General features: G+C 62.4%; 22 protein-coding genes. 14 read left to right on the forward strand and 8 right to left on the reverse strand.

The window, feature by feature from the left end:
- Positions 1–8 precede the first annotated feature (8 nt).
- The 6 genes from HBH25_RS20785 to HBH25_RS20810 all read left to right on the forward strand — a co-directional run bounded on the left by HBH25_RS20785 (position 9) and on the right by HBH25_RS20810 (position 7,992).
- Complete coding sequence (locus tag HBH25_RS20785) at positions 9–422, forward strand: cytidine deaminase (protein WP_168085843.1); 414 nt, start codon at positions 9–11, stop codon at positions 420–422.
- Between the two features lie 21 nt (positions 423–443).
- A complete protein-coding gene (locus HBH25_RS20790) occupies positions 444–1,709 on the forward strand; it encodes a NupC/NupG family nucleoside CNT transporter (protein WP_168085844.1) in 1,266 nt (421 codons plus the stop codon).
- 31 nt (positions 1,710–1,740) lie between these two features.
- On the forward strand, positions 1,741–3,066 hold the full coding sequence (gene deoA, locus HBH25_RS20795; protein WP_168085845.1) for a thymidine phosphorylase: 1,326 nt from the start codon (positions 1,741–1,743) through the stop codon (positions 3,064–3,066).
- 14 nt (positions 3,067–3,080) lie between these two features.
- Positions 3,081–4,115, forward strand: coding sequence for a purine-nucleoside phosphorylase (locus tag HBH25_RS20800; protein ID WP_168085846.1), 1,035 nt, complete (start codon positions 3,081–3,083; stop codon positions 4,113–4,115).
- Between the two features lie 998 nt (positions 4,116–5,113).
- Positions 5,114–7,279: a PA5441 family protein gene (locus tag HBH25_RS20805; RefSeq protein WP_168085847.1), complete on the forward strand. Its 2,166-nt coding sequence runs from the start codon at positions 5,114–5,116 to the stop codon at positions 7,277–7,279.
- Entirely contained in the window at positions 7,276–7,992 is a 717-nt protein-coding gene (locus HBH25_RS20810) for a DUF3142 domain-containing protein (RefSeq protein WP_324616919.1), read from the forward strand. The genes HBH25_RS20805 and HBH25_RS20810 overlap by 4 nt, the downstream gene beginning before the upstream one ends.
- Positions 7,993–8,061: 69 nt before the next feature.
- Here HBH25_RS20810 and HBH25_RS20815 read toward each other — a convergent pair whose 3' ends face one another.
- The 5 genes from HBH25_RS20815 to ehuB form a co-directional block, all read right to left on the reverse strand.
- A complete protein-coding gene (locus HBH25_RS20815; protein WP_168085848.1) occupies positions 8,062–9,309 on the reverse strand; it encodes a DUF1835 domain-containing protein in 1,248 nt (415 codons plus the stop codon).
- Positions 9,310–9,498: 189 nt separating this feature from the next.
- Positions 9,499–10,284 carry an amino acid ABC transporter ATP-binding protein gene (locus HBH25_RS20820; protein WP_168085849.1) on the reverse strand — a complete coding sequence of 262 codons (786 nt, stop codon included), beginning with the start codon at positions 10,282–10,284 and terminating at the stop codon, positions 9,499–9,501.
- A complete protein-coding gene (gene ehuD / locus HBH25_RS20825) occupies positions 10,277–10,927 on the reverse strand; it encodes an ectoine/hydroxyectoine ABC transporter permease subunit EhuD (protein WP_168085850.1) in 651 nt (216 codons plus the stop codon). Before ehuD ends, HBH25_RS20820 begins: the two co-directional genes overlap by 8 nt.
- Positions 10,928–10,937: 10 nt before the next feature.
- Positions 10,938–11,597, reverse strand: coding sequence for an ectoine/hydroxyectoine ABC transporter permease subunit EhuC (gene ehuC, locus HBH25_RS20830; protein ID WP_168085851.1), 660 nt, complete (start codon positions 11,595–11,597; stop codon positions 10,938–10,940).
- Between the two features lie 52 nt (positions 11,598–11,649).
- Complete coding sequence (gene ehuB / locus HBH25_RS20835) at positions 11,650–12,522, reverse strand: ectoine/hydroxyectoine ABC transporter substrate-binding protein EhuB (protein WP_168085852.1); 873 nt, start codon at positions 12,520–12,522, stop codon at positions 11,650–11,652.
- Positions 12,523–12,858: 336 nt separating this feature from the next.
- Between ehuB and HBH25_RS20840 the strand changes: the two genes are divergently transcribed.
- The gene (locus HBH25_RS20840) at positions 12,859–14,775 is read left to right on the forward strand and encodes a methyl-accepting chemotaxis protein (protein WP_168085880.1); all 1,917 of its coding nucleotides are present in this window, start codon (positions 12,859–12,861) and stop codon (positions 14,773–14,775) included.
- Between the two features lie 62 nt (positions 14,776–14,837).
- On the opposite strand, the gene HBH25_RS20845 is transcribed toward HBH25_RS20840, so the two are convergent.
- The 3 genes from HBH25_RS20845 to HBH25_RS20855 form a co-directional block, all read right to left on the reverse strand.
- Positions 14,838–15,257 (reverse strand): organic hydroperoxide resistance protein, encoded by a 420-nt coding sequence (locus HBH25_RS20845; protein WP_168085853.1) that lies wholly within the window; start codon positions 15,255–15,257, stop codon positions 14,838–14,840.
- Between the two features lie 152 nt (positions 15,258–15,409).
- Positions 15,410–15,883, reverse strand: a complete 474-nt coding sequence (locus HBH25_RS20850) for a MarR family winged helix-turn-helix transcriptional regulator (protein WP_168085854.1) — start codon at positions 15,881–15,883, stop codon at positions 15,410–15,412.
- A 144-nt stretch (positions 15,884–16,027) separates the two neighbouring features.
- Positions 16,028–16,441 carry a response regulator gene (locus tag HBH25_RS20855; RefSeq protein ID WP_168085855.1) on the reverse strand — a complete coding sequence of 138 codons (414 nt, stop codon included), beginning with the start codon at positions 16,439–16,441 and terminating at the stop codon, positions 16,028–16,030.
- Between the two features lie 186 nt (positions 16,442–16,627).
- On the opposite strand from HBH25_RS20855, the gene HBH25_RS20860 reads away from it, so the two are divergent.
- The 7 genes from HBH25_RS20860 (at position 16,628) to HBH25_RS20890 (ending at position 22,994) form a co-directional block, all read left to right on the forward strand.
- Entirely contained in the window at positions 16,628–17,068 is a 441-nt protein-coding gene (locus tag HBH25_RS20860) for a GNAT family N-acetyltransferase (RefSeq protein ID WP_168085856.1), read from the forward strand.
- A gap of 582 nt (positions 17,069–17,650) precedes the next feature.
- Positions 17,651–18,400 carry a GNAT family N-acetyltransferase gene (locus HBH25_RS20865; RefSeq protein WP_168085857.1) on the forward strand — a complete coding sequence of 250 codons (750 nt, stop codon included), beginning with the start codon at positions 17,651–17,653 and terminating at the stop codon, positions 18,398–18,400.
- A gap of 195 nt (positions 18,401–18,595) precedes the next feature.
- Positions 18,596–19,372: a transporter substrate-binding domain-containing protein gene (locus HBH25_RS20870; RefSeq protein WP_168085858.1), complete on the forward strand. Its 777-nt coding sequence runs from the start codon at positions 18,596–18,598 to the stop codon at positions 19,370–19,372.
- Positions 19,373–19,413: 41 nt separating this feature from the next.
- Positions 19,414–20,091, forward strand: a complete 678-nt coding sequence (locus HBH25_RS20875) for an amino acid ABC transporter permease (RefSeq protein ID WP_168085859.1) — start codon at positions 19,414–19,416, stop codon at positions 20,089–20,091.
- Positions 20,088–20,822, forward strand: a complete 735-nt coding sequence (locus HBH25_RS20880) for an amino acid ABC transporter ATP-binding protein (protein WP_168085860.1) — start codon at positions 20,088–20,090, stop codon at positions 20,820–20,822. The genes HBH25_RS20875 and HBH25_RS20880 overlap by 4 nt, the downstream gene beginning before the upstream one ends.
- 22 nt (positions 20,823–20,844) lie before the next feature.
- Entirely contained in the window at positions 20,845–22,104 is a 1,260-nt protein-coding gene (locus tag HBH25_RS20885) for a cysteine desulfurase-like protein (RefSeq protein WP_168085861.1), read from the forward strand.
- A 17-nt stretch (positions 22,105–22,121) separates the two neighbouring features.
- Positions 22,122–22,994, forward strand: coding sequence for a MurR/RpiR family transcriptional regulator (locus HBH25_RS20890; protein WP_168085862.1), 873 nt, complete (start codon positions 22,122–22,124; stop codon positions 22,992–22,994).
- Positions 22,995–23,027: the final 33 nt, after the last annotated feature.

Genomic DNA, 23,027 nt, shown 5'->3' on the forward strand with positions numbered 1-23,027 from the left:
GAAACCCCATGACAGACCAACACGTGCACGACCATCAGCACTTGCTTGATGAAGCTCGGCTGGCGGCGCAAGCCACCTATTCACCGTACTCAAGCTTTCCGGTAGGTGCGGCCCTGCTCACCGCGGAAGGGGACGTGGTTCGAGGCTGCAATGTGGAGAACATCTCGTACGGCCTCACCAATTGTGCCGAACGCAGCGCGCTGTTCAGCGCCCTTTCCCAAGGTGCCTTGCCGCGCACCTTCAAGGCTATGGCGGTGTATGCGCCCAAGGTGCCACTGATCAGCCCCTGCGGGGCCTGTCGCCAGGTGCTGCTGGAATTGATGGCGCCCGATGCCGTGATTGTGTGCCAGGGCAGCGACCCGGCTGCTACGCGTACCTGGACGCTCGACCAGCTGTTGCCCGGCGCGTTCAACGCCTTCTGACCTTTCAACGGAGCCCCTTACATGATCAGCCTGCTAGGCATTGTTGTGCTTGTTCTGATTGCCCTGGCGTTGTCCAGGCGACGCCGTGCCATCCAGTGGCGCACGGTAGGCGGGGCCTTCCTGATTCAGGTGGTCATAGGCGCCTTTGCGCTCTATGTACCCTGGGGGCAGAGTGTGCTGGCCAGCCTGGCCGGGGCGGTGTCATCCCTGCAGTCCTACGCCAACAAAGGCATCGACTTTATGTTCGGGGGGCTGGGTTCGCCGCACATGTTCGAGGTGTTTGGCAGTGGCGGCTTTGTGTTCGCGATCAAGGTGCTGCCGGTGATCGTGTTCTTCGGCAGTTTCATTTCGGTGATGTACTACATCGGCGTGATGGGGTGGATCATCCGTATCGTGGGCGGCTTCTTGCACATCGTGCTGCGCACCAGCCGGGTCGAATCCATGGCGGTGACCTCGGCCGTGTTCATCGGCCAGTCTGAAGTGCCCTTGGTGGTAAGGCCCTTCATTGCCCAAATGACCCGCTCGGAGCTGTTCGCGGTGATGGTGGGCGGGTTTGCGGCAGTGGCGGGTTCAGTGCTGCTGGGCTATGCCGGCCTGGGGGTGGACCTCAAGTACCTCATCGCCGCCTGCTTCATGTCCGCACCTGGTGCCTTGCTGATGGCCAAGCTGATGGAGCCGGAAACCGAAGAGGTGGTGGAAGCCCAGGCACTGGACGTGCTGGACGACAAAGCCAGCAAACCGGCGAATATCGTGGATGCTGCTGCCGAGGGCGCCCAGGTTGGGTTGCGCCTGGCCATGGCCGTGGGCGCGATGCTGCTGGCCTTTATCGGCCTGATCGCCTTGCTCAACGGGCTGTTGGGCTGGGCCGGGGGGTGGGTAGGTTTTCCGCAGCTCACCCTGCAACTGGTGCTGGGCTACCTGCTGGCGCCGGTGGCCTTCATCATCGGTGTGCCGTTGAACGAGTGCGTGCTGGCGGGCGGCTTCATTGGCCAGAAGCTGATCCTCAACGAGTTCGTCGCCTATGCCGACCTGGGCAATTACCTCACCGCAGAGCGGGCAGCCGCGGCCAACGTGCCGCTGCTGTCGGTGCACACCCAAGTGATCGTGACCTTTGCCTTGTGCGGCTTTGCCAACCTGTCGTCCATCGCCATCCAGCTGGCCGGCTTGAGCGGCATTGCGCCTCAGCGCCGGCACGAACTGGCCAAGCTGGGGTTGCGGGCCATGGTCGGTGGCACATTATCGAACCTGATGAGCGCCGCCATCGTGGGCTTTTTCATTTCGCTGTAAACCCTTTCCAAAAACAACAAGGAGGCATGCCATGTGGATGGCGCAGGAAGTGATAGCCCGCAAACGCGATGGCCAAGTGCTGGACGCTGGCGACATCCAGCGTTTCGTAGCAGGGATTGCAGACGGCAGTATCGCGGACGCACAGGTGGGCGCCTTTGCCATGGCAGTGCTGCTCAAAGGCATGGGGTTGCCAGAGCGCATTGCCCTGACCCAAGCCATGCGTGACTCAGGCGACCGGTTGCAGTGGGACCTGCCAGGGCCTGTGGTGGATAAACACTCCACCGGGGGCGTGGGCGACCTGACCAGCCTGGTGCTGGCGCCCCTGCTGGCGGCCTGCGGCTGCTATGTGCCGATGATCTCCGGGCGGGGCCTTGGCCACACCGGTGGCACCCTGGACAAGCTCGAAAGCATTCCTGGCTACGACTGCAACCTGCCCACCGAACGCCTGCGCCAAGTGGTCCGGGACGTGGGCTGTGCCATTGTCGGCCAGACCGCCCAACTGGCCCCGGCAGACAAGCGCCTGTACGCCATTCGTGACGTGACCGCCACGGTGGAATCCATCGACCTGATTACCGCCTCCATTCTGGCCAAGAAGCTGGCGGCCGGGTTGCAGGTACTGGTCATGGACGTAAAGACCGGCAATGGCGCCTTCATGCCCACGACGGCGGCTGCCACGGAGCTGGCACAGAGTATCGTGGAGGTGGCCAATGGTGCCGGAGTAAACACCTGTGCGCTGGTGACCGACATGGGCCAGCCACTGGCCCGTAGTGCCGGTAATGCACTGGAAGTGGCCGAGGCTATCGCCCTGTTGAAAGGTGAGGTGCGCAGCGACCGTTTGTGGCAGGTGACCCTGGCCTTGGCTGAGCAGGCCCTGGTAATGGCGGGCCTGGCGACGGACGGTGCGGCTGCGCGTCAGCAATTACTGGCAGCCTGGCACAGTGGCGCGGCCCTGGAGCGCTTCGCTCGCATGGTGGCGGCACAGGGTGGGCCGCCCGACCTGTGCGACCGCGCCGACACGTATCTGCCGCTGGCCCCTGTGCGTTTTCCCGTCTGGGCTCAGGCCAGCGGCTATGTGGTCAGTATCGATACCCGCATCCTGGGCATGGCCGTAGTGGCCTTGGGCGGTGGCCGGCTACAGGCCAACGCGGCCATTGACTTGGCCGTAGGCTTCAGCGAATTGGCCTTGCCCGGCGACCGGGTCGGCGAGCAACGGCCCTTGGGCTGGGTCCATGCCGCTACCCGAGAGCATGCCGAAGCGGCCGCCAATACCCTGCGTGCCGCCTACCGGCTGGCTTCGGCCCCGGTAGTGCCCAGCCCCCTTATTCATAAACATGTTACTTCGCACACACCTCTCTAAGGAGCAGAGACCCTATGTCACGCGTAAACCACTTTACCCTTGCTGCATGCACTGCACTGGGTGTATTGGCCCATAACGCCCAGGCGGCAGACGCACCGCCCGTGCAGCCCAAGGTGATGCTGATCTCCATGTTCGGCCCTGAAGCCCAGAACTGGATCGACCGCCTCAACCTTACCCGTACCATTGAAGTGCCTGGCTTGTCCGCAGAGTACCCTGCGGTGCATTGCAACGACCAGCAGGTATGCCTGATGACCACCGGCATGGGCCAGACCAATGCGGCAGCCTCCACCTTGGCGCTGGCCCTGGCGCCCCAGTTCGACCTGCGCAAGACGTATTTCCTGGTGGCGGGTATCGCCGGGATCAGCCCCAAGCACGGCACCCTGGGCACCACGGCCTGGGCGCACTACCTGGTCGAGTTCGGCACCCAATGGGAAATCGACTCCCGGGACGCCCCAAAAAGCTGGCCTACCGGCTACATAGGCATCAACACCAAAGGCCCCAACGAAAAGCCGCCTCTGGACTACAAAACCGAAGTGTTCGAACTCAACCCGGCGCTACAGGCCAAGGCGTTTGCGCTGTCGCAACACGTGGCGCTCGGTGAGAGCAAGGAGTCGGCCGCCTGGCGCAAGCACTACCCGCAGGCCCCTGCCAACCAACCGCCGGTGGTGACCCGCTGCGACACACTGGCAGGCAATACCTGGTTCTCGGGCACCCGCCTGAGCGAACGGGCCGAGGTGTGGACCAAACTGCTGACCGACGGCAAGGGTGAGTACTGCACCACCCAGCAGGAAGACAACTCCACGTATGAAGCCTTGCTGCGCGCCAGCCGCATGGGCCGTGCAGATATCAACCGCCTGGCGGTGGTGCGTGCCGGCTCGGACTTCGACCGGCCATACCCCGGCTACAGCGAAGTGGACAACCTGCTCAAGTACGCGGACCAGGGCGGTTTCGTGCCAGCATTGGACAACCTCTACCGCACGGGTGAACCCTTGGTGAAGGACATCGTCCAGAACTGGGCGCAGTGGGAAAAGGGCGTGCCTGCCCTTTAAGCATCACCTCAACCCTGCTTCAGCAGGCCGCCGCTACCCCGCAGCGGCCTGTTCCACAGCAGTGGACTGCCTCCTTGTGGGAGTTCGCGCAGCGGACGAACCTGGGCAGCCGTTACACCGCAGCGGCCTGTTCCCGGTCTGCGCCTTCGGCTACGCTCGGTCCCACAGCAGGTAGCGTGGCCCCCCTGTGGGAGTTCGCGAAGCGCGGGCGCAGCGGACGAACCTTGGCAGCCGCTACACCGCAGCGGCCTGTTCCCGGTCTGCGCCTTCGGCTACGCTCGGTCCCACAGCAGGCAGCGCGTCCCCTTGTGGGAGTTCGCGCAGCGGACGAACTTGGGCAGCCGCTACACCGCAGCGGCCTGTTCCCGGTCTGCGCCTTCGGCTACGCCCGGTCCAACAGCAGGTAGCGTGCCCCCCCCTTGTGGGAGTTCGCGCAGCGGACGAACCTTGGCAGCCGTTACACCGCAGCGGCCTGTTCCCGGTCTGTGCCTTCGGCTACGCCCGGTCCAACAGCAGGTAGCGTGCCCCCCCTTGTGGGAGTTCGCGCAGCGGACGAACTTGGGCAGCCGTTACACCGCAGCGGCCTGTTCCCGGTCTGCGCCTTCGGCTACGCTCGGTCCCACAGCAGGCAGCGTGCCCCCCCTTGTGGGAGTTCGCGCAGCGGACGAACCTTGGCAGCCGTTACACCGCAGCGGCCTGTTCCCGGTCTGCGCCTTCGGCTACGCCCGGTCCAACAGCAGGTAGCGTGCCCCCCCCTGTGGGAGTTCGCGCAGCGGACGAACCTTGGCAGCCGTTACACCGCAGCGGCCTGTTCCCGGTCTGCGCCTTCGGCTACGCTCGGTCCCACAGCAGGCAGCGCGTCCCCTTGTGGGAGTTCGCGCAGCGGACGAACCTGGGCTACCGCTAAACCACAGCGGCCTGTTTCAACAGCAACCAAGCTACTCCTGACTTCTGGCGGCCTGTACCATGGCGGCACGTCGCACACACAAGGACTGTCCATGCGTTTCCGCCCCCTTGCTTCCGTAGCACTCGTGCTCGGCACCGTTGCGCTCAACACTGCTCAGGCCAGCGGTGATGACACCTGTTACCCCAACTGGTCACCGCTCAAACGCGGCCTGGACGTGTGCAATAACTTCCCTTTTCTGAGCCCAGGTAACGATACCCGTGTAAACCTGCGCCTGCTGCTGGCCGACAGCAAGGTGCTGGCCATGGCGCCCAACCCATTGAGCGAGGACGCGGCCTCTGTGGGGTATGGCCCTGTCCCGTTCGAAGTGTCGCGCCTGCAGGCGGCAGACGATGAGCAGACACCGAGCGATGACTCCAGCACTGCCTCGCTCATGGCCCTGTTGCAGGCGTTGGGCATCGAGCGGGAGAACCTGGAGACGGCTGGCGAAACATTCCTTCAGGGAGAGGGCAGCCGCTGCCGCAGCAACACCGACGACAGTGCCCTGGCGTTCTCTGAGCAAGTGGTCGATACCCCCGAGCTGGCCCAGGAAGAGCGCCGCGCCTTGGTCCAGGCAAGGTTGGCCTTGCTTCAGGCCTGTAGTTGGGATCCGCAGCAACAGGCCAAGGTGGTGCCCAGTGATCTGCACACTTCCCAGGCCCAGGCCTTTGCCAGTTATTTGCAGGCTGCGTCGGATTTCTACAGTGGCCGGTTCAACGAGGCCCAGGCAGGGTTCGCTAACCTCAGTACCGCACCCCAGCCCTGGCTCAAGGAAACGGCGGCCTATATGGTGGCGCGCACCCGCCTGAACGCCGCCCAGGCGGACGCATTCGATGAGTACGGCAGCCTCAAGGCGCCGGTCAACCCTGCGCCCTATTCGAATGTGGCACAGGCCCTCAACGATTACCTCACCGCCTACCCTGAAGGCCGTTATGCACCCTCTGCTAGAGGCCTGCTGCGCCGCGTGCATTGGCTATCAGGTGAAAAGGCGGCATTGGCAGCCGACTATGGCTGGCAATTGGCCGTGGCCAAGGGGGCCCAGCGCAGCGTCCCGCTGGAGGCCCTGATTCAGGAAATCGATAACAAGCTGCTGGTGTTGGCAGGCGACACCTTGCCCACGCCGCTGCTGACCGCCGTCAATGATTTGATGCTAATGCGCTCCGACGGTGGGCCACAGCTGACACACGCGCAGTTGATGGCACACAAGGCCGTGCTCGATCAGCACGCCGGGCTGTTTGATTACCTGCAGGCCGCCTTTGCGTTCTACCTGGACAACGCACCCGCCGAGGCCCTCAAACTGTTGCCCACTGAGGTGCCTACCCAACTGGACTACCTTGCCTTCAGCCAGCACACGCTGCGTGCCATGGCCTTGGAGGCCGGCGGCGATTACCCTGCCGCCCAGGCCCTGTGGCTGCAACTGCTGCCATTGGCCACTCAGCCTTTGCAGCGCGAGCACCTGGAACTGGCCTTGGCCATGAACTATGAGCGCAGCGGCCAACTGGGCCGAGTGTTCGCCGCCGGGTCGCCCATCCTGTCGGCGCAAGTGCGCCTTATTCTCCTGGACAAAGTCGCGGACGCCACCTTGCTGCGCCAGCAGGTAGAGCAGGGGATCAGCACGCAGGAAAAAGCCACGGCGTATTTCGCCCTGTTGTACAAAAGCCTGATGCGCGGCCAATACGCCGAGTTCGCCGAGAACCTGAACACCGTGCCGGCTGCCCTGGCCGACGTGAAGCTGGACAGCAGCCTAGGCTACGCCTATGGCCCTGCCCAAACCCTGCAGCTGTTCCAGTGGAACGGCGGTAACGCCCCCGCTGGCTACCGCTGTCCTGGCCTCAAAGCCATCGCTGCCAGCTTGCAGGCCAATGCACAGGACCCGCGAGGCCTTAATTGCCTGGGCGAGTTCGTTCGCCTCAACGGCCTGGATGGCATGCCCCTGGACCAGCGCCCGGAAGCAGACCAGCTGGGCGGCACCGAGCCGGGCTTCAAAGGGCCGGTCTTTTCCCGCCTGGACGGCTACCAGGCTGTGATCGCCGATGCTACTGCGGACCGGGACGACAAGGCCTACGCACTGTACCGCGCTGTTAACTGCTACGGCCCGTCTGGCTACAACGGGTGCGGCGGCACAGAAGTCGAACAGCCTGTGCGCAAAGCCTGGTTCAAGAAGCTCAAAGGCACCTATGGCGGTACGGCGTGGGGTAAATTGCAACAGTACTACTGGTGATACGCATCAGCTGCCTGCTGGGCTGGCTGCTGGCTAGCGTGCCTGCCGTCGCAGCAGTAAACGCCCAGGACCATGAGGCCTTCTGGTTATGGAGTGGCGTGCAGGCGCAGCCTGTGCTGCAGCAGGCACGCACCCTGTACCTGTTGCAGGGGCAGATCAGCGCCCCGCGTGACGCCCAGGCACCTGTGGCCCTGATTGCCCAGGGCATGGCCGTCTCCCGCTTGCCGCAGCCTGACCTGTGGATCGTGTACCGGGCCCATACCTTGCACTGGCCGGAACGGGTGTACACGCAGTTGTTCGGCCAGGTCCGGCGTTGGCAGGCGGTCGGGAACGCAGTCACCGGCATCCAGATCGACTTTGATGCACGCACCCGCTACCTGCACGAGTACGTGGCCTTTCTCAAGGACCTGCGCCAGCGCTTGCCGGCCGAGTTCAAGCTCAGCATTACCGGGTTGATGGACTGGAGCAGCCATGCCGACCCACAGGCAATAGGCGAACTCAAGGGCGTGGTGGATGAAGTCGTGGTGCAGACCTACCAGGGCCGGCACAGCATCCCCGACTACGCCGCCTACCTGCCACGGTTGGCAAGGCTAGGCCTGCCATTCAAGGTAGGGCTGATCCAAGGTGGTGAATGGAGCGGGGCGTCGTACCTTGAGCACAGCCAGAATTTCCTAGGGTACGTGGTGTTCCTGCAAAACCCGCCCAGCCGTTGATCCCAATTTTCCAGGGTTCCCGACCTCCGCCTTCGGCTGCGGCCATTCCCACATCTCAGCGCCCAGGGTTCACCTGCGCCGCTGGGATACCTGGCCTGATGGGCTCACTACCCAGGGCGTGCCCTGGGATGTGAGGTGAACGCCACCTACCCAGCGGTCCGGTGGTGCATGGTCCAGCCAATTGGCCTCACCTTCCAACACACGCTCACCCAGGGTCGTCATGCGAAGGGTGCGTTGTGGCCACTGTGCGCCCGCGCCTTCGACAATCAACGGGCATGGCCCATGGATCATGGGTTGCAGCAGCACATGGAACATGGCGTCGCCCAGTGCAGGCAAAGGGTCATAGCGCATCATTAATTGCTTGAACACCTCGCCGGCGGGTAATTCGGGATGGTCACTCAGTATGCGCAACACCAGCCGCTCCGTCAGGCTCAGGCCATCCGCCTCGCCAGGTAGCTCCTGTAACTGACGCGCCAGTGCCGGTGCCAGCAAGGGCAAGGCAGAATGAGAACCAGCGGCCAGGGCGGCCCAGGCGGTCGGAGCAGGCGCGGTATAGGCAGCCCACGCTTCACGCGCCAGCACCAACGCCTCGGGTTTCACGGCCCGCCGCTGCGGCCATAGCCACGCCAGCACGTCCGGGGCCAGCTGGCCAATGCCGATAAAGCGTTCCACACCGGGCACACAGTGGGTTTCGATCAGTTCCAATCGGCGTGGTAGCACAGGCAGGCTGGCCAGCAGGCGGACGAGGAACAGCTGGTCATAGGCATCACCTTCACACCACAGCACTAGTTCGCTGTGCTCGCCCAATTGCGCCAGGGCAGCACGCTGCAAGGCCTGGCGCTGTTCCACATCTCGCGCTTTCAGGCCAAATGCCCGCTGAATATACGCGGCCCTGGCAGCCCAGTAGTCCTGCTCCGAGCCAGCAGGCACCGGCCCCATGACCATGGGGTCATCAAACATATGGAACGCCCCTGTCAACCCCACCCGGCGCAGGCTGTGCTCAATATCGTTACCGCAACGCCAGTGCTGCACGTTCGCCTCGTCGCTGCTGGAAAACCCAGGGCGGCGCGCCGCGAATGCCACCGCCTCGGTATGAGCGATCAGCTTGGGCCAGCTGGCAAAACCTGCCTCTCGCGCCACCAACCATTGGGTATCAGCCAATTGGTAATCCGGGCCAGGTAGGCCCAGGGCGATCAGCTGTCGCCGTGCTTCGTCTGCCTGGTAGGTGTTCAGCGCTTTGAGCAGACGCTTGGCGCGTTTGCGCAGTGACGGCACGTTTAAACGGCCGTTATGAAAAGAGGGGGTTAACGCAGGCATGCCAACTCCTTGCAAGGCTCGGTCCGCCGACAAGCCGGGAGCTGGAATGAAAAAGGAGGGTAAAGCAGCCTGGGTGACCCCTTCGCGCGGACCGCAGGCGCAGCCAGCGCCCAACGGCAACTGTAGCGGGAAGGGTAGCGCCGGGCAACTGTTCCCAGCTACGCCTATGCTGCAGGGGGCTTGACGCCATTACGTCTCACGCCGCTCCACCACATTCAGAAAACGCCGGGCACGTTCGTTGACAGGGTTGACCAGGATCTGCTCTGGCGTGCCGTCCGCTACGATTTTTCCGGCTTCCATGAACAGCACCCGGTCGGCCACATCCCGGGCGAACTTCATTTCATGGGTCACCAGTAGCAGGGTGGTGTTTTGCTCATGGGCCAGGGTACGGATCACGGCCAGCACCTCGGCCACCAGTTCCGGGTCCAGGGCTGAGGTGACCTCGTCGAACAGCATCACCGCCGGGCGCATCGCCAAGGCACGGGCGATGGCTACGCGTTGCTGCTGGCCGCCGGAGAGTTTGCCTGGGTAGGCATCGGCCTTATGGCCCAGGCCCACCTTTTTCAAGTAGGCCGTGGCCCTGTCATGGGCTTCCTGGGGGCTTACCTTCAGCACCCGCAAGGGCGCTTCCATGATGTTCTCCCGCACGGTGAGGTGGGGGAACAGGTTGAAATGCTGAAACACCATGCCCACTCGGTGAACATGAGGGGAGGCCTTGCTGCCGGGCCAGCGCCAACCACGGCGCTGCTCCGGGACGCTGGCCCCGGCCACCTCGATGCTGCCGTGCTGGTAGCCTTCCAGCCCTTTGATCAGCCGCAGCACCGTGGACTTGCCCGAACCGCTGGGGCCGATCAGCGCCACTTTCTGCCCCTTTGGGATGCTCAGGCTCAGGTGGTCGATCACCCGTGTGGTGCCGAAATCCTTGACCACGTCCTTAAGCACGATCTGTGCAGTTGCGAGGGAAGGGTCAGGCATGGCGGCGATGCTCCAGGTACTTGAACAGCAGGGACGTGGGCACGCTGATCGCCAAAAACATCAGCGCCATCAGCGTATAGGGTTCGGTGTAGCGGTAGCTCATGCCGGCCACCTGCTTGGCGGCCTGAAACAGTTCGGGAATGGTGATCACCGCCAGCAGGGGCGTTTCCTTGAACATACCGATCAGGTAATTGCCCAGCACGGGCAACAGGGGTTTAAAGGCCTGGGGCAGGATCAGCCGGCGCCACGTGGTCGCGCGGTCGAAGTCCAGCGCGCGGGCCGCTTCCCATTGCCCAGGTGGAATGTCCTCAATGGCCCCGCGAAAGGCTTCGGCAATATAAGCCGCGTAATACAGGCCCAGGCCTACCACGCCTGTGGCGAAGGGTGGCAAGGTCAGCCCGGCCAGCGGCAGGGCGAAGAACAGCACATACAGTTGCACCATCAGCGGGGTGCTGCGAAAGAAACTCAAGTACCCGGCGCAGGCGGCCCGAACGGACGTCCATGCCGAGCGTTGCGCGATGGCCAGCAGCAGGCCTAGCACCACCGCGACCACAAAGCCCAGTACCACCACCTGCACGGTGACCAGCAGGCCGCGCAGCAGGTCGGGCGTGATGGACCAGGCGAATGCCCAATCAAATTCCATGGTTTTACCCCTACGTAGTGCGCCAGGCCGTCACCCGCTGCTCGTACCACCGCACCAGACGAGTCAACGGCCAGGCCATCAGAAAGTAGCCTACCAGCACCAGGCACCAGATCAGCGTCTGGTGGCCCAGGGTGGTGATTAACTGGGCACCGGAGAAGGTCAGGTCGGTGAGGGTGATCAACGACACCAGGGAGGTGGTCTTGAGCAGCTCCACCAGCTGGTTGCCCAAGGGCGGCAGCATCACTGGCAGTGCCTGGGGCAGGATGATCCGCCGCAAGGCGACCACCGGCCCGAAGTCCAGCGCACGCACCGCGTCCCGTTGCCCCTGGTGCACATTGACCAGTGCCGAGCGGATGATTTCCGAACCATAGGCTGAAAATGTCAGGCCCAGCCCCAACACCCCGGTGGTCATCGGCGACAGGCTGATATCGAACAGCGGCAGAATGAAGAACAGGTAGAACAGCAGCACCAGCGCTGAAATGCCACGCAGCACCTCCACGTACACGGTGGCCACCCAGCGCAACAGTCGCCAGGGGGACAGGCGCATCAAGGCGACCGTAAAGGCCAGCACCAGTACCAGCGCTTCGGCCGTTACGGTGATTTCCAGTGTGACCAGGGCACCGCTGGCCAGCTGGCGGGCAATGAACAATGCGGTTGTATCGGTAAACATGCCTGTACTCGTGTTGGTCACGGCCGTTGGCGGCGCAGGGGAGGCGGGTGGTTCAGAGGGCGCAGCGTTGCTCGGCGGTGATGTCAGCCGGTGGCAGTTCGTTTTCGGTGTAGCCGTACTTCTGCAGAATTTTCAGCAACTCGCCAGACGCTCGCAGCTTGGCCAGTTCGGCATTGAAGGCCTGGATAAACGCAGGGTCGTTCTTGGGCAGGCCGTAGGCATGGTAATTCCAGGTGGGTTTGCCTTGGGCGTCCGGGATCTGTTCAAAGGGCAGGGCCCGCTCCACGGCAGGGCTGCTGGCCTTCTTCAATAGGCTGATGACCTCCGCGTCCGGGAAATACACCACATCCACCCGGTCGGCCTCCAGCGCCGCCAAGGCTTCGGTGTCCTTGTCGAACAACACCACCTGCGCGGTATCGATCCCGCTGGCTTTGGCCTCCTGCACCTGGTTGCTGCCGGGCTGAGTGGCTAGCCGCGCCTTGCCGTTCTGGGCAACGTCTTTAAGGCTGTGCAGGTTGAGCGGGTTGCCAGCCTTGACGATAAAGGCACCCCCCGAGCGGGTGACCGGGTTGGAGTAGCCAATCACTTTGCAGCGCTGAGGGTTGATAAACAGCCCGGCACCGATCAGGTCGAAGCGCTTGGCCGCCAGCCCTGGCACCAGCGAGCCGAAGTCCGTGATGGGGGTATCCACCTTGCTGATACCCAAGGGGGCCAGCACCGCTTTGAGAATTTCGACATTGGCCCCTGTCACCTGGCCGTCCGTGCCGATATAGGCATAGGGCTGTTCATTGGCGATGCCTGCGGTTAACCCGCCGGTACGGCCTTTCTCCAGCAGGCCAGCCAAGGCCGTGGTTGAAAACAGGCTTGCCAGCAGGCAAGCGGAGCCGGCAAGAGCAGGCAACGAAAAGGCATTCAAGCGGGTCATGAAATAGGCTCTGGGTTGGGCGGGGAACGAAAGGGCAACTATGCGAGAAAGGGGGTGAGGCCTTAGCGATGCCTAATTTAAAGCGATAAGAACTATTTTTTAAATACCTTTAAGGCATATGCATAGAGCGATTAAACGAATGGGAAGGCTATAAGCGATGGAGATGCCGAAGGTAAAGTTTGGCTCAAGCCTACCGATACAGCACAAACGGGAAAAATAACCCAGCGGCGAGCAGGCCTACACGTCTGTACCCAAGGGGTTTACCGACGTCTGTCCTTTGTGAGAACTGCCATGCTTAGAAACGCCCCCTTGAGTACCAAGCTGCTGCTTATCCTGATGTTGCCCCTGTTGGGTTTTCTTGCTTTCGCAGGCTTGTTCGTGGCCGATAAAAGCCAAACGCTCGGTGCCATGAATCGCGCTGTCACGGCCACTGGCCTGGCCCAGAAGTTGAGCGGTGTGGTAACCACGCTTCAGCGTGAGCGGGGCGCCAGTGGTGTGTTCCTGGGCAGTGGCGGTAAATCCATGGTCGACAAGCTTAAGGCTTTCCGCCAGGAAACCGACCAGGCCATGGCCGAGTTGCAAGCGCAGCCTACCGGAGGCCTCGGGTCGCCAGGCAAAGCTTCCGGGGCGCGGGATGAGTTGGCGGCGCTTCGCAGCAAGGTGGATGCCTTGGCGATCAACAGCACAGAGTCTGGTGCCCGCTTCCTGGACCTGATCAAAACGTTGATTGGCTTCTCGTATTCACTGGAAGCCAGCATCAATGACCCCGAGGTATTGCGCGCCCTGGGTTCGCTCAACCAGTTCGTGGACATGAAAGAGCGGGCAGGCCGCGAGCGAGTGCTGTTGGGCCTGGCGTTCAACCAGAACCGTTTCGATGCGCCACTGTTGTCACGTTTCAGCCGTAACATGGGCGAGTTTTCCGGTTACTTCGAAGCGTTCCAACGGTGGTCGCCCGTGGCATTCAAGGACAAGCTCGACGCGGTGCTGCAACTACCTGAATCGCAGGAAGTGGCACGCCTGGAGCGCCTGGGCTTCGATACCCCCTTAGGTGACCCCCTCAACGTAAAACCCGAGGAATGGTTCAGCCTGGCCACCAAACGTATCGACCTGATGGCCAACGTAGAGGCCGAGCTGAGCCAGAACGTGGTAAGCCTTGCCCGTGACGAGCGCTACGCCGCCGAGCGCAGCCTGTATGTGGCGATCGCCACGGTAGTGGTGTTGCTGATCGCGGTGGTGTGGCTGGCCTGGATCATCATGCGCAATATCCGCATCGCCGTCGCCGACGTGAACCGCACGCTGCTCTCCCTGTCCTCGCGGGACCTCACCGCCCGAACGCGCTACACAGGCAAGGATGAGTTCGGCGACATTTCGCGCAACCTGGACAACATGGCCGTGCAGATCGGTGGAATCATCCGGGACATTGGCAGCGCCACGGCTCAAGTGGCCACGGCCGCCGAGCAATCCTCTGCGGTGGCCCTGCAAACCAGCCAGAATGTGTTGCAGCAACGCCAGGGGACCGACCAGGTGGCCACGGCCATCAGCCAGATGAGCGCCACAGTCAAAGACGTGGCCCGCAGCACCACCGATGCCGCCGAAATGTCCCGGCAGGTCAATGCCAGCACGGTGCAGGGCAAGACCGAAATCGACAACACTATCCGTGTGATCAAAGGGCTTGAGGCACAGGCCGAGCAGACGGCGCGCATCCTTAACGACCTGAAGGGGGAGAGCGACGCTATTTCCTCAGTGCTGGACGTGATCCGCGGGGTGGCCGACCAAACCAACCTGCTGGCGCTTAATGCGGCCATCGAAGCCGCCCGTGCCGGTGAGCAGGGCCGTGGTTTTGCCGTGGTAGCCGACGAGGTACGCAACCTGGCGAAGAAGACCCAGGACTCTACCGTGAGCATCCAGACCATGATCGCCAACCTGCAGGCGGGTTCGGACCGTGCCGCGACGTCGATGCAGGACACCCTGAGCAAGGCGCAGGAAGGGGCCAGTAATGTGGACCGGGCCGGGCACCTGCTGGAGGCCATCGCTGAGGGCATTGCCACCATCAGCGACCGCAACCTTCAGGTAGCCTCGGCTGCTGAAGAGCAGAGCCTGGTGGCCGAAGAGATTCACCGCAACATCGATGACATCAGTGCGTTGGTGGTTCAAGTGAGTGCTGGCGCGGAACAGACCGCGGCCACCAGCCGTGAACTGGCCAGGTTGGCCGAGCACCAACAGGGGCTGGTGGGGCAGTTCAAGGCGGGGTAAGGGGATTGCCCGTGCTGGGGTAGAACCACCCCAGCCGTGGCACCGCCTGCATGTGAGGGCTACTAGACCGTTACCTGCAGCCGAACGTCTACATTACCGCGAGTGGCGTTGGAGTAGGGGCACACCTTGTGAGCCGCCTGTGCCAATGCCTCTGCATCGGCCTGTTCCAGGCCTGGCAGGTGAATGTGCAGGTCGATGTCCAGCCCGAAGCCTTCAGGGATCTGGCCGATACCTACCTTGGCGGTGATTGAGGTGTCAGCAGGGACGTTGCGCTTTTGTTGGGCACCGACGAACTTCAAGGCACCGATGAAGCAGGCGGAATAGCCTGCCGCAAACAACTGCTCAGGGTTGGTGGCGCTACCACCCGCGCCGCCTAGTTCTTTGGGCGTGGCCAGTTTCACATCCAACAGGTTGTCGCTGGAGACAGCCCGGCCATCACGGCCACCGGTTGCAGTTGCAGTTGCAGTGTAAAGAACGTTCATGGTGCGGCTCCTGCACAGAGATAAGAAGGGCATATGAAATGCGAGCAAATAAATTGCGCGCTAAACAACTGCTCACAATCTAGCCCTCAAATGCGCTTCTTGCAAGTGCTGGGCAGTGTGCCCGACAGCCGGTCGGTGCACACGTCAGGCGATTACAGGGTGGTTTGCAACCGCCCCCGCAGGTCCAGCAGGCTGCCTTGAAGGGCGTACAATTGCTCTTCACTTACGGCGATCGCTTCCCGCACGCACTCAGGCACGCGCCTGGCTTTCTCTTGCAGGGCCTTGCCTGCCGCAGTGAGGTATAGGTTGACCACACGCTCGTCTTCCTTGCTGCGGGTACGTTTGACGAGGCCTTCTACCTCCAGGCGCTTGAGCACCGGCGTCATGGACCCAGGGTCGGTGAGCAAACGCTGGCTGATGTCAGTAACGGTGGCGCCGTCATGTTCCCATAGCACCAGCATGGCCAGGTACTGAGGGTAGGTGAGGTTGAGGGCATGCAGCAGAGGCTTGTACACCTTGGTCATGGCCAGGGACGTGGAGTACAGGGCAAAGCACAGTTGGTTGTTCAACAGCAGGTTGTCGGTAGCGCCTGCCTCAACCTCGAAGGTGGGATCGTGGACCGCCATGAGGGCTCCTGATTTCAGAGAAGCCCGGAATTTAGCGGATAGGCACAAGGCACGCAATACAGGAAAAGCCGGCGGCTGAATGGAGGAGCTTGGCAGGCTACACGGTCAAGAACGGGGCTTGTAGCGCCAAGGCACCCACAGGGGTCATCGGGGCTTCATCATTTCACGCCAATAGCGGCCATCTTCGACAATACGGCGGGCCACCTGAAGCACGTGGTCGAGCTTGAATGGCTTTTGCAATACGGCGCCTACTGCGCTGCGCTCGTCTTCAAGGGCGTACCCCGTCATGGTCAAAACGGCCAGGTCCGGGTAGCGCTCCACGGCCAGATGGCCTAGTTCGAGACCATCCATGGCGCCGGGCATTCGCACATCGGTCACCATCAGCACGATTCGCTGGCCAGACACTTCCAGCAGCTCCAGAGCGCTCAGCGCATTGTGCGCCACCAAAGGGTTGTAACCGGCGTCTTGAAAGGCTTGGGACATCATCACCGCAACCAGCGGCTCGTCATCGACAATCAGTACGGTATCAGGGACAGCATCAGGGGGTTGACCAGACAAGCATTTACTCCAAATTACAAATGCGCGCGGGCAGAAAAGGATGACAGGGCCTGAGGTGAAAGGATACAGCAGCCAGGCTGCGCAATAGACGGGTTCTCTCCCAGAGGGTTCCATGTCACGCTGTGTCGGACTTTCGTCTTCCTTCACACAATCCTACGGGCGCGTTGCCACCCTTTGGACCTACCTATGCCCTATAACCTGAGGCCCGCAGGTGTCACCGACCTGCCTGCTGTGTACCGTGGCGAATTGAGCTACATACGGCGTTGGGAGCCTGCCCATGAACAGGCCTGGCACCTGGATGTGGAGCGACACCTCACGCGTTGGGTCACCCATATGGAACAGCTGACCATCGCCGAAGCCGACCGCCAGGTGGTTGGCTATGTACTGTGGCTACCCGAGGGCGAACAAGCCGAACTCTGCACCCTGAGCGTGAGTGACCCGTATAGGCGAAGGGGCATCGGCCAGGCCTTGCTGGCCCATTACATGAACAGTTCACGGCAGCAGGGTTACGTGCACCACACCTTGAGCGTACGCGCCGACAACCCGGCCAGGCACTTGTACGAGCAGGCGGGCTTTGTGCAAACAGGCGTGGACGCCCATGGCTACCTTCGCTACCGGCGGGTGTAGCCAGGCACCCCTGCGGTGCGACAGTTGTCCAGTTCGTCCGCTGCGCGAACTCCCACAAGGGGTATGCGGTGCGCGGAAGGGCTATGCCGTGCGTGGTATGGGGTAGGACCGTCGTAGCCGAAGGCGGAGGCCGGGAACCAGGGATCGCTGCATTGTGCGGTGGCTCAGGTTCGTCCGCTGCGCGAACTCCTACAGGAGCTATGCCGTGCGTGGTATGGGGTAGGACCGTCGTAGCCGAAGGCGCAGGCCGGGAACCTGGGATCGCTGCGTTGCGCAGTGGCTCAGGTTCGTCCGCTGCGCGAACTCCTACAGGAGCTATGCCGTGCGTGGTATGGGGTAGGACCGGTCGTAGTCGAAGGCGGAGGCCGGGAACCAGGGATCGCTGCATTGTGCGGTGGCTCAGGTTCGTCCGCTGCGCGAACTCCCACAAGGGCTATGCCGTGCGTGGTATGGGGTAGGACCGTCGTAGCCGAAGGCGGAGGCCGGGAACCTGGGATCGCTGCGTTGCGCGGTGTCCCAGGTTCGTCCGCGCTTCGCGAACGTCCACAGAGATTTCTACCCGCTCCCCTATAAGGCGTGATCATGGACCCCTCGCAAGCCGCTCTGATGCATGCCCTTGAACAAGCCGCATTCGCCGCTTGGCCTGCTGCCTGTTCACAACGCGTGGCTGGCTGGTTGCTTCGCCTGGACGTGGGCTATACCAAGCGCGCCAATTCCCTTAACACTACCCAGGCCGCCCGTGAGCTGAGCGCGACTGACCTGTTGGCCCTTGAACAGGCATTCATCGCCAAGGGGCTGCCGCCGGTGGTCCGTACCACGTCACTGGTGAGCCTTCCTGGTACAGAAGCGTTGCTAGCACAGCGTGGTTACCAGTACAGCGGGGCCTCCTGGGTGCTGCATAGAGCTCTGGCAGCACCGTTTGGAGGTGTGCCGGAAGTACGGCTGGAGGCAGGGGCTGCACCTTGGATGCGGGTGTTCTCCCGGCTGGCCGAGCAACGTACTGATCATGCTGCGGCCCACCTGGCCTTGTTACAGCGCATCACTCACCGCACCGCTTGGGCAACCCTGGGTGAACCCTCGTCGCCAAGCTGTTGTGGGCTAGGGGTTTTGGTGGGGGAGCACCTGGGGTTGTTCGATATCCTCACCGGTGTAGCTAGCCAACGCCAAGGCCTGGCCGAGCACTTGTGCAGGGGGCTGCTGGCGTGGGGGCAGGCACAGGGGGCGCGTGAGGCGTTCCTGCAAGTGGTGAAAACCAATGCGCCTGCCTTGGCACTGTATGAAAAGCTCGGCTTTAACCGGGCCTACGAATATGGCTATTGGGTACAAGCCTGAACTTCGCCGAACCACCTGATGTTCGCTCGCTTGAACATGCACCAAATCAGTGATCTCGCGCACCACGCTGAAGCATTTAATCCATTTAAATTATTTCTTGAATTAAATAGTTCGCAGCCCTAGTCTGGACATCGAAACGCCTGTTCATGCGGTAGGGCGGCCTTCTTCAATGAACGGTTAACCGGGGAGTGACACATGAATATGAAGGTACTGTTGGGCGTAGCGGTGGCCACGGCGTTTTCGGCCTCTGCCTGGGCCGCCGACTGGACGGTGGGCGCCAACGTGGGCAACGTGCCGTGGGAGTTCCAGGACGCCAAGGGCGATATCGTGGGCTTTGAAGTAGACGTGGTGAAAGAGGTCGCCAAGCGCGCCGGCAAAACCGTGGAGTTCGTCAACATCCCGTTCAACGGGCTGTTCAGCGCGGTGCAGTCCAAACGTGCCGATATTGCCATCTCCTCCATCACCATCACCCCCAAGCGCCTGGAGTCCGTGGGCTTCGCCCAGCCGTACTACGACAGCGACCAGTCCCTGACCGTGCTGGCCAAATCCGGCATCGATGGCCTTGGTGGCATGAAAGGGAAGGTGGTAGGCGTGGACACCGGTTCCACAGGGGACATGTGGGTAGGGGCGCACCAGGCTGAGTACGCCTTTGGCGATGTGTCCCGCTACGAAGGCCTGTCACCGGCCATGCTGGACCTGGCGTCCGGCCGTATGGATGGCTACATCAGCGACATTCCGGCCGTGCTGTATTACATCAAGGACAAGCCCCAGTACAAAGTGGTCGCCCGCATTCCAACTGGCGAGAAGTACTCGCTCATGCATGCCAAGGGCTGGGCGTCGGCTGAGCAGGTCAATGACATCATCAGCGCCATGAAGCAGGACGGGGTAATCGCCCAATTGCACAAGAAATGGTTCGGCGCCGACGCTGCCCCGGATTCCAGCACCCTGAAGGTAGTGCCTGTTCTGAAGTAACAGCCGCTGCCTTTACACGCCTACCTCTAACGGGAGCCGCCATGGACCTGCTACAGACGTTCTTCAACTGGGGCGTGTTCACCGATGCCTTGCCGCTGATGCTACGCGGCCTGGGTATAACGGTGCTGCTGGGCGTGGTGAGCATCGTGCTGGGGCTGGTAGGGGGGCTGTTTCTGGCCATGGTACGGCTGTATGCATTCGCGCCCCTGCGCTGGCTGTCACGGGTCTATATCGACGTGCTGCGGTCCATTCCGCTGCTGGTGTTGCTGGTGCTGATCTATTACGCGTTGCCCTTTGTGGGCATCCGGTTGTCGTCATTCGCGGCCGCAGCGGCGGCGTTGTCGCTGGTGTCCTGTGCCTATTCGGCTGAGATTTTTCGCTCCGGCATCGAGGCGATCCCCCGCGGCCAGTTCGAGGCGGCGGCCTCCCAAGGCATGGGCTTTTTCAACACCATGCGCGATGTGATCCTGCCCCAGGCCATGCGCATCGTACTGCCGCCAATGACCAGCAACTGCATCAATGTGATGAAGGACACGGCGCTCGCCTCCGTAGTGGCCATGCCAGACCTGCTCAAGCAAGCGACACAGGCCCAGGCCCTCGCGGCCAACCCCACGCCGCTGGTAGGCGCGGCGGTCATGTACCTCTTGCTGTTGCTACCGCTGGTGCAGATGGTGAGCTGGATCGAGCGGCGCAACACAGCGGGGAGGACAGGCGCATGAGCCCTGTGATCGAAGTTGAACGCATGTCCAAGTTCTACGGCGCGTTCCAGGCCCTGGACAACATCAACCTGAATGTAGAACAGGGCGAGGTGGTGGTTATCCTGGGGCCGTCCGGGTCCGGGAAATCCACGCTGATCCGTTGCATCAACTTGCTGGAGGACTACCAGCAGGGAGATATCCGCGTTAGTAGCCAACGTGTGGAACATGGCAAGCACCTGGCTGGCATTCGGTGTGAAGTGGGCATGGTGTTCCAGAACTTCAACCTGTACCCGCACCTGACCGTCTTGGCGAATGTGGCCTTGGCACCCATAAGAGTACGGCGCCTCTCGCGACACGATGCCCAGGCCCGCGCCCAGCAGCTGCTGGAAAAGGTGGGCATGGGCGCCCATGCCCATAAATACCCCAGCCAATTGTCCGGTGGCCAGCAGCAGCGCGTGGCCATTGCCCGCACCATGGCCATGGAGCCTCGGGTCATTCTGTTCGACGAACCCACCTCGGCACTGGACCCGGAAATGGTCGGCGAGGTGTTGGACGTCATGCAGAACCTGGCGCGCTCTGGCGTGACCATGGTGGTGGTGACCCATGAAATGGGCTTCGCCCGCAAGGTGGCCGACCGGGTGATCTTCATGGAAAGCGGCCGCATCATCGAACAGAACAACCCGCACGCCTTCTTCACGGCCCCGCAAGAGGCCAGAACCCGTGCTTTCCTGCAGGCCATCCTGCACCACTGACTCATGCCTGGAGTGCCCTCTGTTGAACACTTATTCCACTGCCCTGGACATCGATTACGTACGCAGCCAGTTCCCAGCCCTGCGAGGGGGCTACGCCTTCCTGGACAACGCTGGCGGCTCGGCGGTGCTGCGCCCGGTAGCCGAGCGCATCAGCGATTACCTGCTTAACAGCGCGGTGCAGCTGGGGGCCTCCTACAGCGAGTCGGTGGCGGCAGGTGCGCGGGTGATGGAAGCCCGTGAAGCGGTTGCGCGCTTTATCAACGCCCCGTACCCCGAAGAGTGCGTGATGGGGGGCTCTACCACCTTGATGCTGCAGCTGCTGTGCCGAGCCATAGCGCCCTCCATTCACCCTGGCGATGAAATCGTGGTCACCAACTGCGACCACGAAGCCAATATCGGGCCGTGGGTGCGCTTGTGCGAGGAGCGCGGTGCAACCCTGCGCACCTGGTCGGTCGACCCCCATAGCCTGGAGCTGCAACTGGACGACCTTGACCGGCTGCTAGGGCCCAACACCCGCTATGTGGCCATGACCCATGCGTCGAACATTCTGGGCAGCGTCAACCCGGTGGCCGAAGTGGCCCGCCGCGTACAGGCCGTAGGCGGCAAGCTGTGCGTGGATGCCGTAGCCTACGCGCCCCACCGGCTGGTGGATGTTCAGGCCAGCGGCGCCGACTATTACGTGTTCAGTTTCTACAAAACCTTCGGGCCGCACTTTGCCGTGCTCTGGGGCAAGCGCGATCACCTGCTGGCCCTGCCTAGCCTGAACCACTTCTTCATTGGCCAGGACGTGATTCCCTACAAACTGCAACCGGGCAACCTCAACTACGAGCTGTCCTATGGGTGCATCGGCATCAACGATTACTTGATCGATATTGGCAAGCGCCTGGGCGCTACAGGCCCCGACCGACATGTGATGCAGGTGGCCTTCGACGCCTTCGAGCAACAAGAGGACCTGCTCGCCGAAACACTGCTCGCGTTCCTGCGTGAGCAACCGGGGGTGCGCATCATTGGCAAGGCCAGGGTCACGAACGGGGACCGGGTGCCCACCATCAGCTTCGTGGTGGAGGGCGTGCAATCGGAGGCCGTCGTTCGCCATGTCGATGACCAGCGCATGGGCATCCGCTTTGGTGACTTCTACGCTCGCCGATTGATCGAAGACCTGGGCCTGGCGCCCTACGGCGGTGTCGTGCGGGTGTCCATTGCCCACTACAACACGCTCGAAGAGCTGCAGCGCCTGGTGCAGCACCTGGCCCAAGCGCTGGATGCGCTACGCCCTCACTGAACCTGAACGAGTTTTTTATGCCAGTACCCCAAACCCTCGCCGAGTTGCGAGCGCTGATTGTCGAAGGGCAGGACCGCCTGACGGCTCGGCAGCGCGATGCGGCCCACTACCTCACAGACCACCCCCATGAAGTGGCCTTGAACACTGTGGCGGCCTTGGCCAAGCAGTCGGGGATTCCCTCGTCGGCCTTCATCCGCCTGGCCCAGGCCTTGGGGTTCAATGGCTTCAGCGATGTGCAGAAGTTGTTCAAGCAGCCCTTGCAGCAGGCCGGCGGCGGCAGCTTCAAGGAGCGTATACGGCACTACCGGGGCGAACAGCTACTAGAGGACCCCACCGATGTGGGCGCGATGCTGGCGGCGTTCAGCCGTGCCAACATCGTGTCCCTGGAACACTTGGCAGAGGGGCAGCAGGTGGAAGCGCTGGAAGCTTCCATTGCCCTGTTGCAGCAGGCGCGCACCATCTTTGTGGTGGGCATGCGCCGTTCGTTTCCCATGGCCGCCTACCTGAGCTACGCCTTGAGCCGAGTAGGGCGGCGAGCAGTACACATCAGTGGTTTGGGCGGTAGCCTGCGTGAACAGGTGGGCGCGCTGCACCCCGATGACGTATTGGTAGCCATCAGTTTCCCGCCGTACGCCGCTGAAACGGTGCATGCCTGCCAGCAGGCAGTGGCGGCAGGTACGCCCATTGTGGCGTTGACCGACAGCCTGCTCAGCCCGATCGGGCAAAGCGCCTCGGTCATGATCGAAGTCAATGACGCCGAATTGTTAGGTTTCCGCTCACTCACGGCTGCGTTCTGCATTGCCCAGACATTGGCCATGGGCCTGGCGTTTCGGGAGGGCCAAACCCTCGAAGGCCTGGATCATGAAGCCTTGAACCACATCGATTGCTGAGCGTGGCTTGGCAGTCAACTTACCCTCTGTGAA

This window comes from Pseudomonas quercus, assembly GCF_012033695.1.
Classification (GTDB): Bacteria; Pseudomonadota; Gammaproteobacteria; order Pseudomonadales; family Pseudomonadaceae; genus Aquipseudomonas; species Aquipseudomonas quercus.

What these genes read in the sequence shown, in the direction of transcription:
- HBH25_RS20785 (WP_168085843.1), top strand. Translation starts at nt 9, where the DNA reads ATGACAGACCAACACGTGCACGACCATCAGCACTTGCTTGATGAAGCT.
- HBH25_RS20790 (WP_168085844.1), top strand. Translation starts at nt 444, where the DNA reads ATGATCAGCCTGCTAGGCATTGTTGTGCTTGTTCTGATTGCCCTGGCG.
- deoA (WP_168085845.1), top strand. Translation starts at nt 1,741, where the DNA reads ATGTGGATGGCGCAGGAAGTGATAGCCCGCAAACGCGATGGCCAAGTG.
- HBH25_RS20800 (WP_168085846.1), top strand. Translation starts at nt 3,081, where the DNA reads ATGTCACGCGTAAACCACTTTACCCTTGCTGCATGCACTGCACTGGGT.
- HBH25_RS20805 (WP_168085847.1), top strand. Translation starts at nt 5,114, where the DNA reads ATGCGTTTCCGCCCCCTTGCTTCCGTAGCACTCGTGCTCGGCACCGTT.
- HBH25_RS20815 (WP_168085848.1), bottom strand. Translation starts at nt 9,309, where the DNA reads ATGCCTGCGTTAACCCCCTCTTTTCATAACGGCCGTTTAAACGTGCCG.
- HBH25_RS20820 (WP_168085849.1), bottom strand. Translation starts at nt 10,284, where the DNA reads ATGCCTGACCCTTCCCTCGCAACTGCACAGATCGTGCTTAAGGACGTG.
- ehuD (WP_168085850.1), bottom strand. Translation starts at nt 10,927, where the DNA reads ATGGAATTTGATTGGGCATTCGCCTGGTCCATCACGCCCGACCTGCTG.
- ehuC (WP_168085851.1), bottom strand. Translation starts at nt 11,597, where the DNA reads ATGTTTACCGATACAACCGCATTGTTCATTGCCCGCCAGCTGGCCAGC.
- ehuB (WP_168085852.1), bottom strand. Translation starts at nt 12,522, where the DNA reads ATGACCCGCTTGAATGCCTTTTCGTTGCCTGCTCTTGCCGGCTCCGCT.
- HBH25_RS20840 (WP_168085880.1), top strand. Translation starts at nt 12,859, where the DNA reads ATGTTGCCCCTGTTGGGTTTTCTTGCTTTCGCAGGCTTGTTCGTGGCC.
- HBH25_RS20845 (WP_168085853.1), bottom strand. Translation starts at nt 15,257, where the DNA reads ATGAACGTTCTTTACACTGCAACTGCAACTGCAACCGGTGGCCGTGAT.
- HBH25_RS20850 (WP_168085854.1), bottom strand. Translation starts at nt 15,883, where the DNA reads ATGGCGGTCCACGATCCCACCTTCGAGGTTGAGGCAGGCGCTACCGAC.
- HBH25_RS20860 (WP_168085856.1), top strand. Translation starts at nt 16,628, where the DNA reads ATGCCCTATAACCTGAGGCCCGCAGGTGTCACCGACCTGCCTGCTGTG.
- HBH25_RS20865 (WP_168085857.1), top strand. Translation starts at nt 17,651, where the DNA reads ATGGACCCCTCGCAAGCCGCTCTGATGCATGCCCTTGAACAAGCCGCA.
- HBH25_RS20870 (WP_168085858.1), top strand. Translation starts at nt 18,596, where the DNA reads ATGAATATGAAGGTACTGTTGGGCGTAGCGGTGGCCACGGCGTTTTCG.
- HBH25_RS20875 (WP_168085859.1), top strand. Translation starts at nt 19,414, where the DNA reads ATGGACCTGCTACAGACGTTCTTCAACTGGGGCGTGTTCACCGATGCC.
- HBH25_RS20880 (WP_168085860.1), top strand. Translation starts at nt 20,088, where the DNA reads ATGAGCCCTGTGATCGAAGTTGAACGCATGTCCAAGTTCTACGGCGCG.
- HBH25_RS20890 (WP_168085862.1), top strand. Translation starts at nt 22,122, where the DNA reads ATGCCAGTACCCCAAACCCTCGCCGAGTTGCGAGCGCTGATTGTCGAA.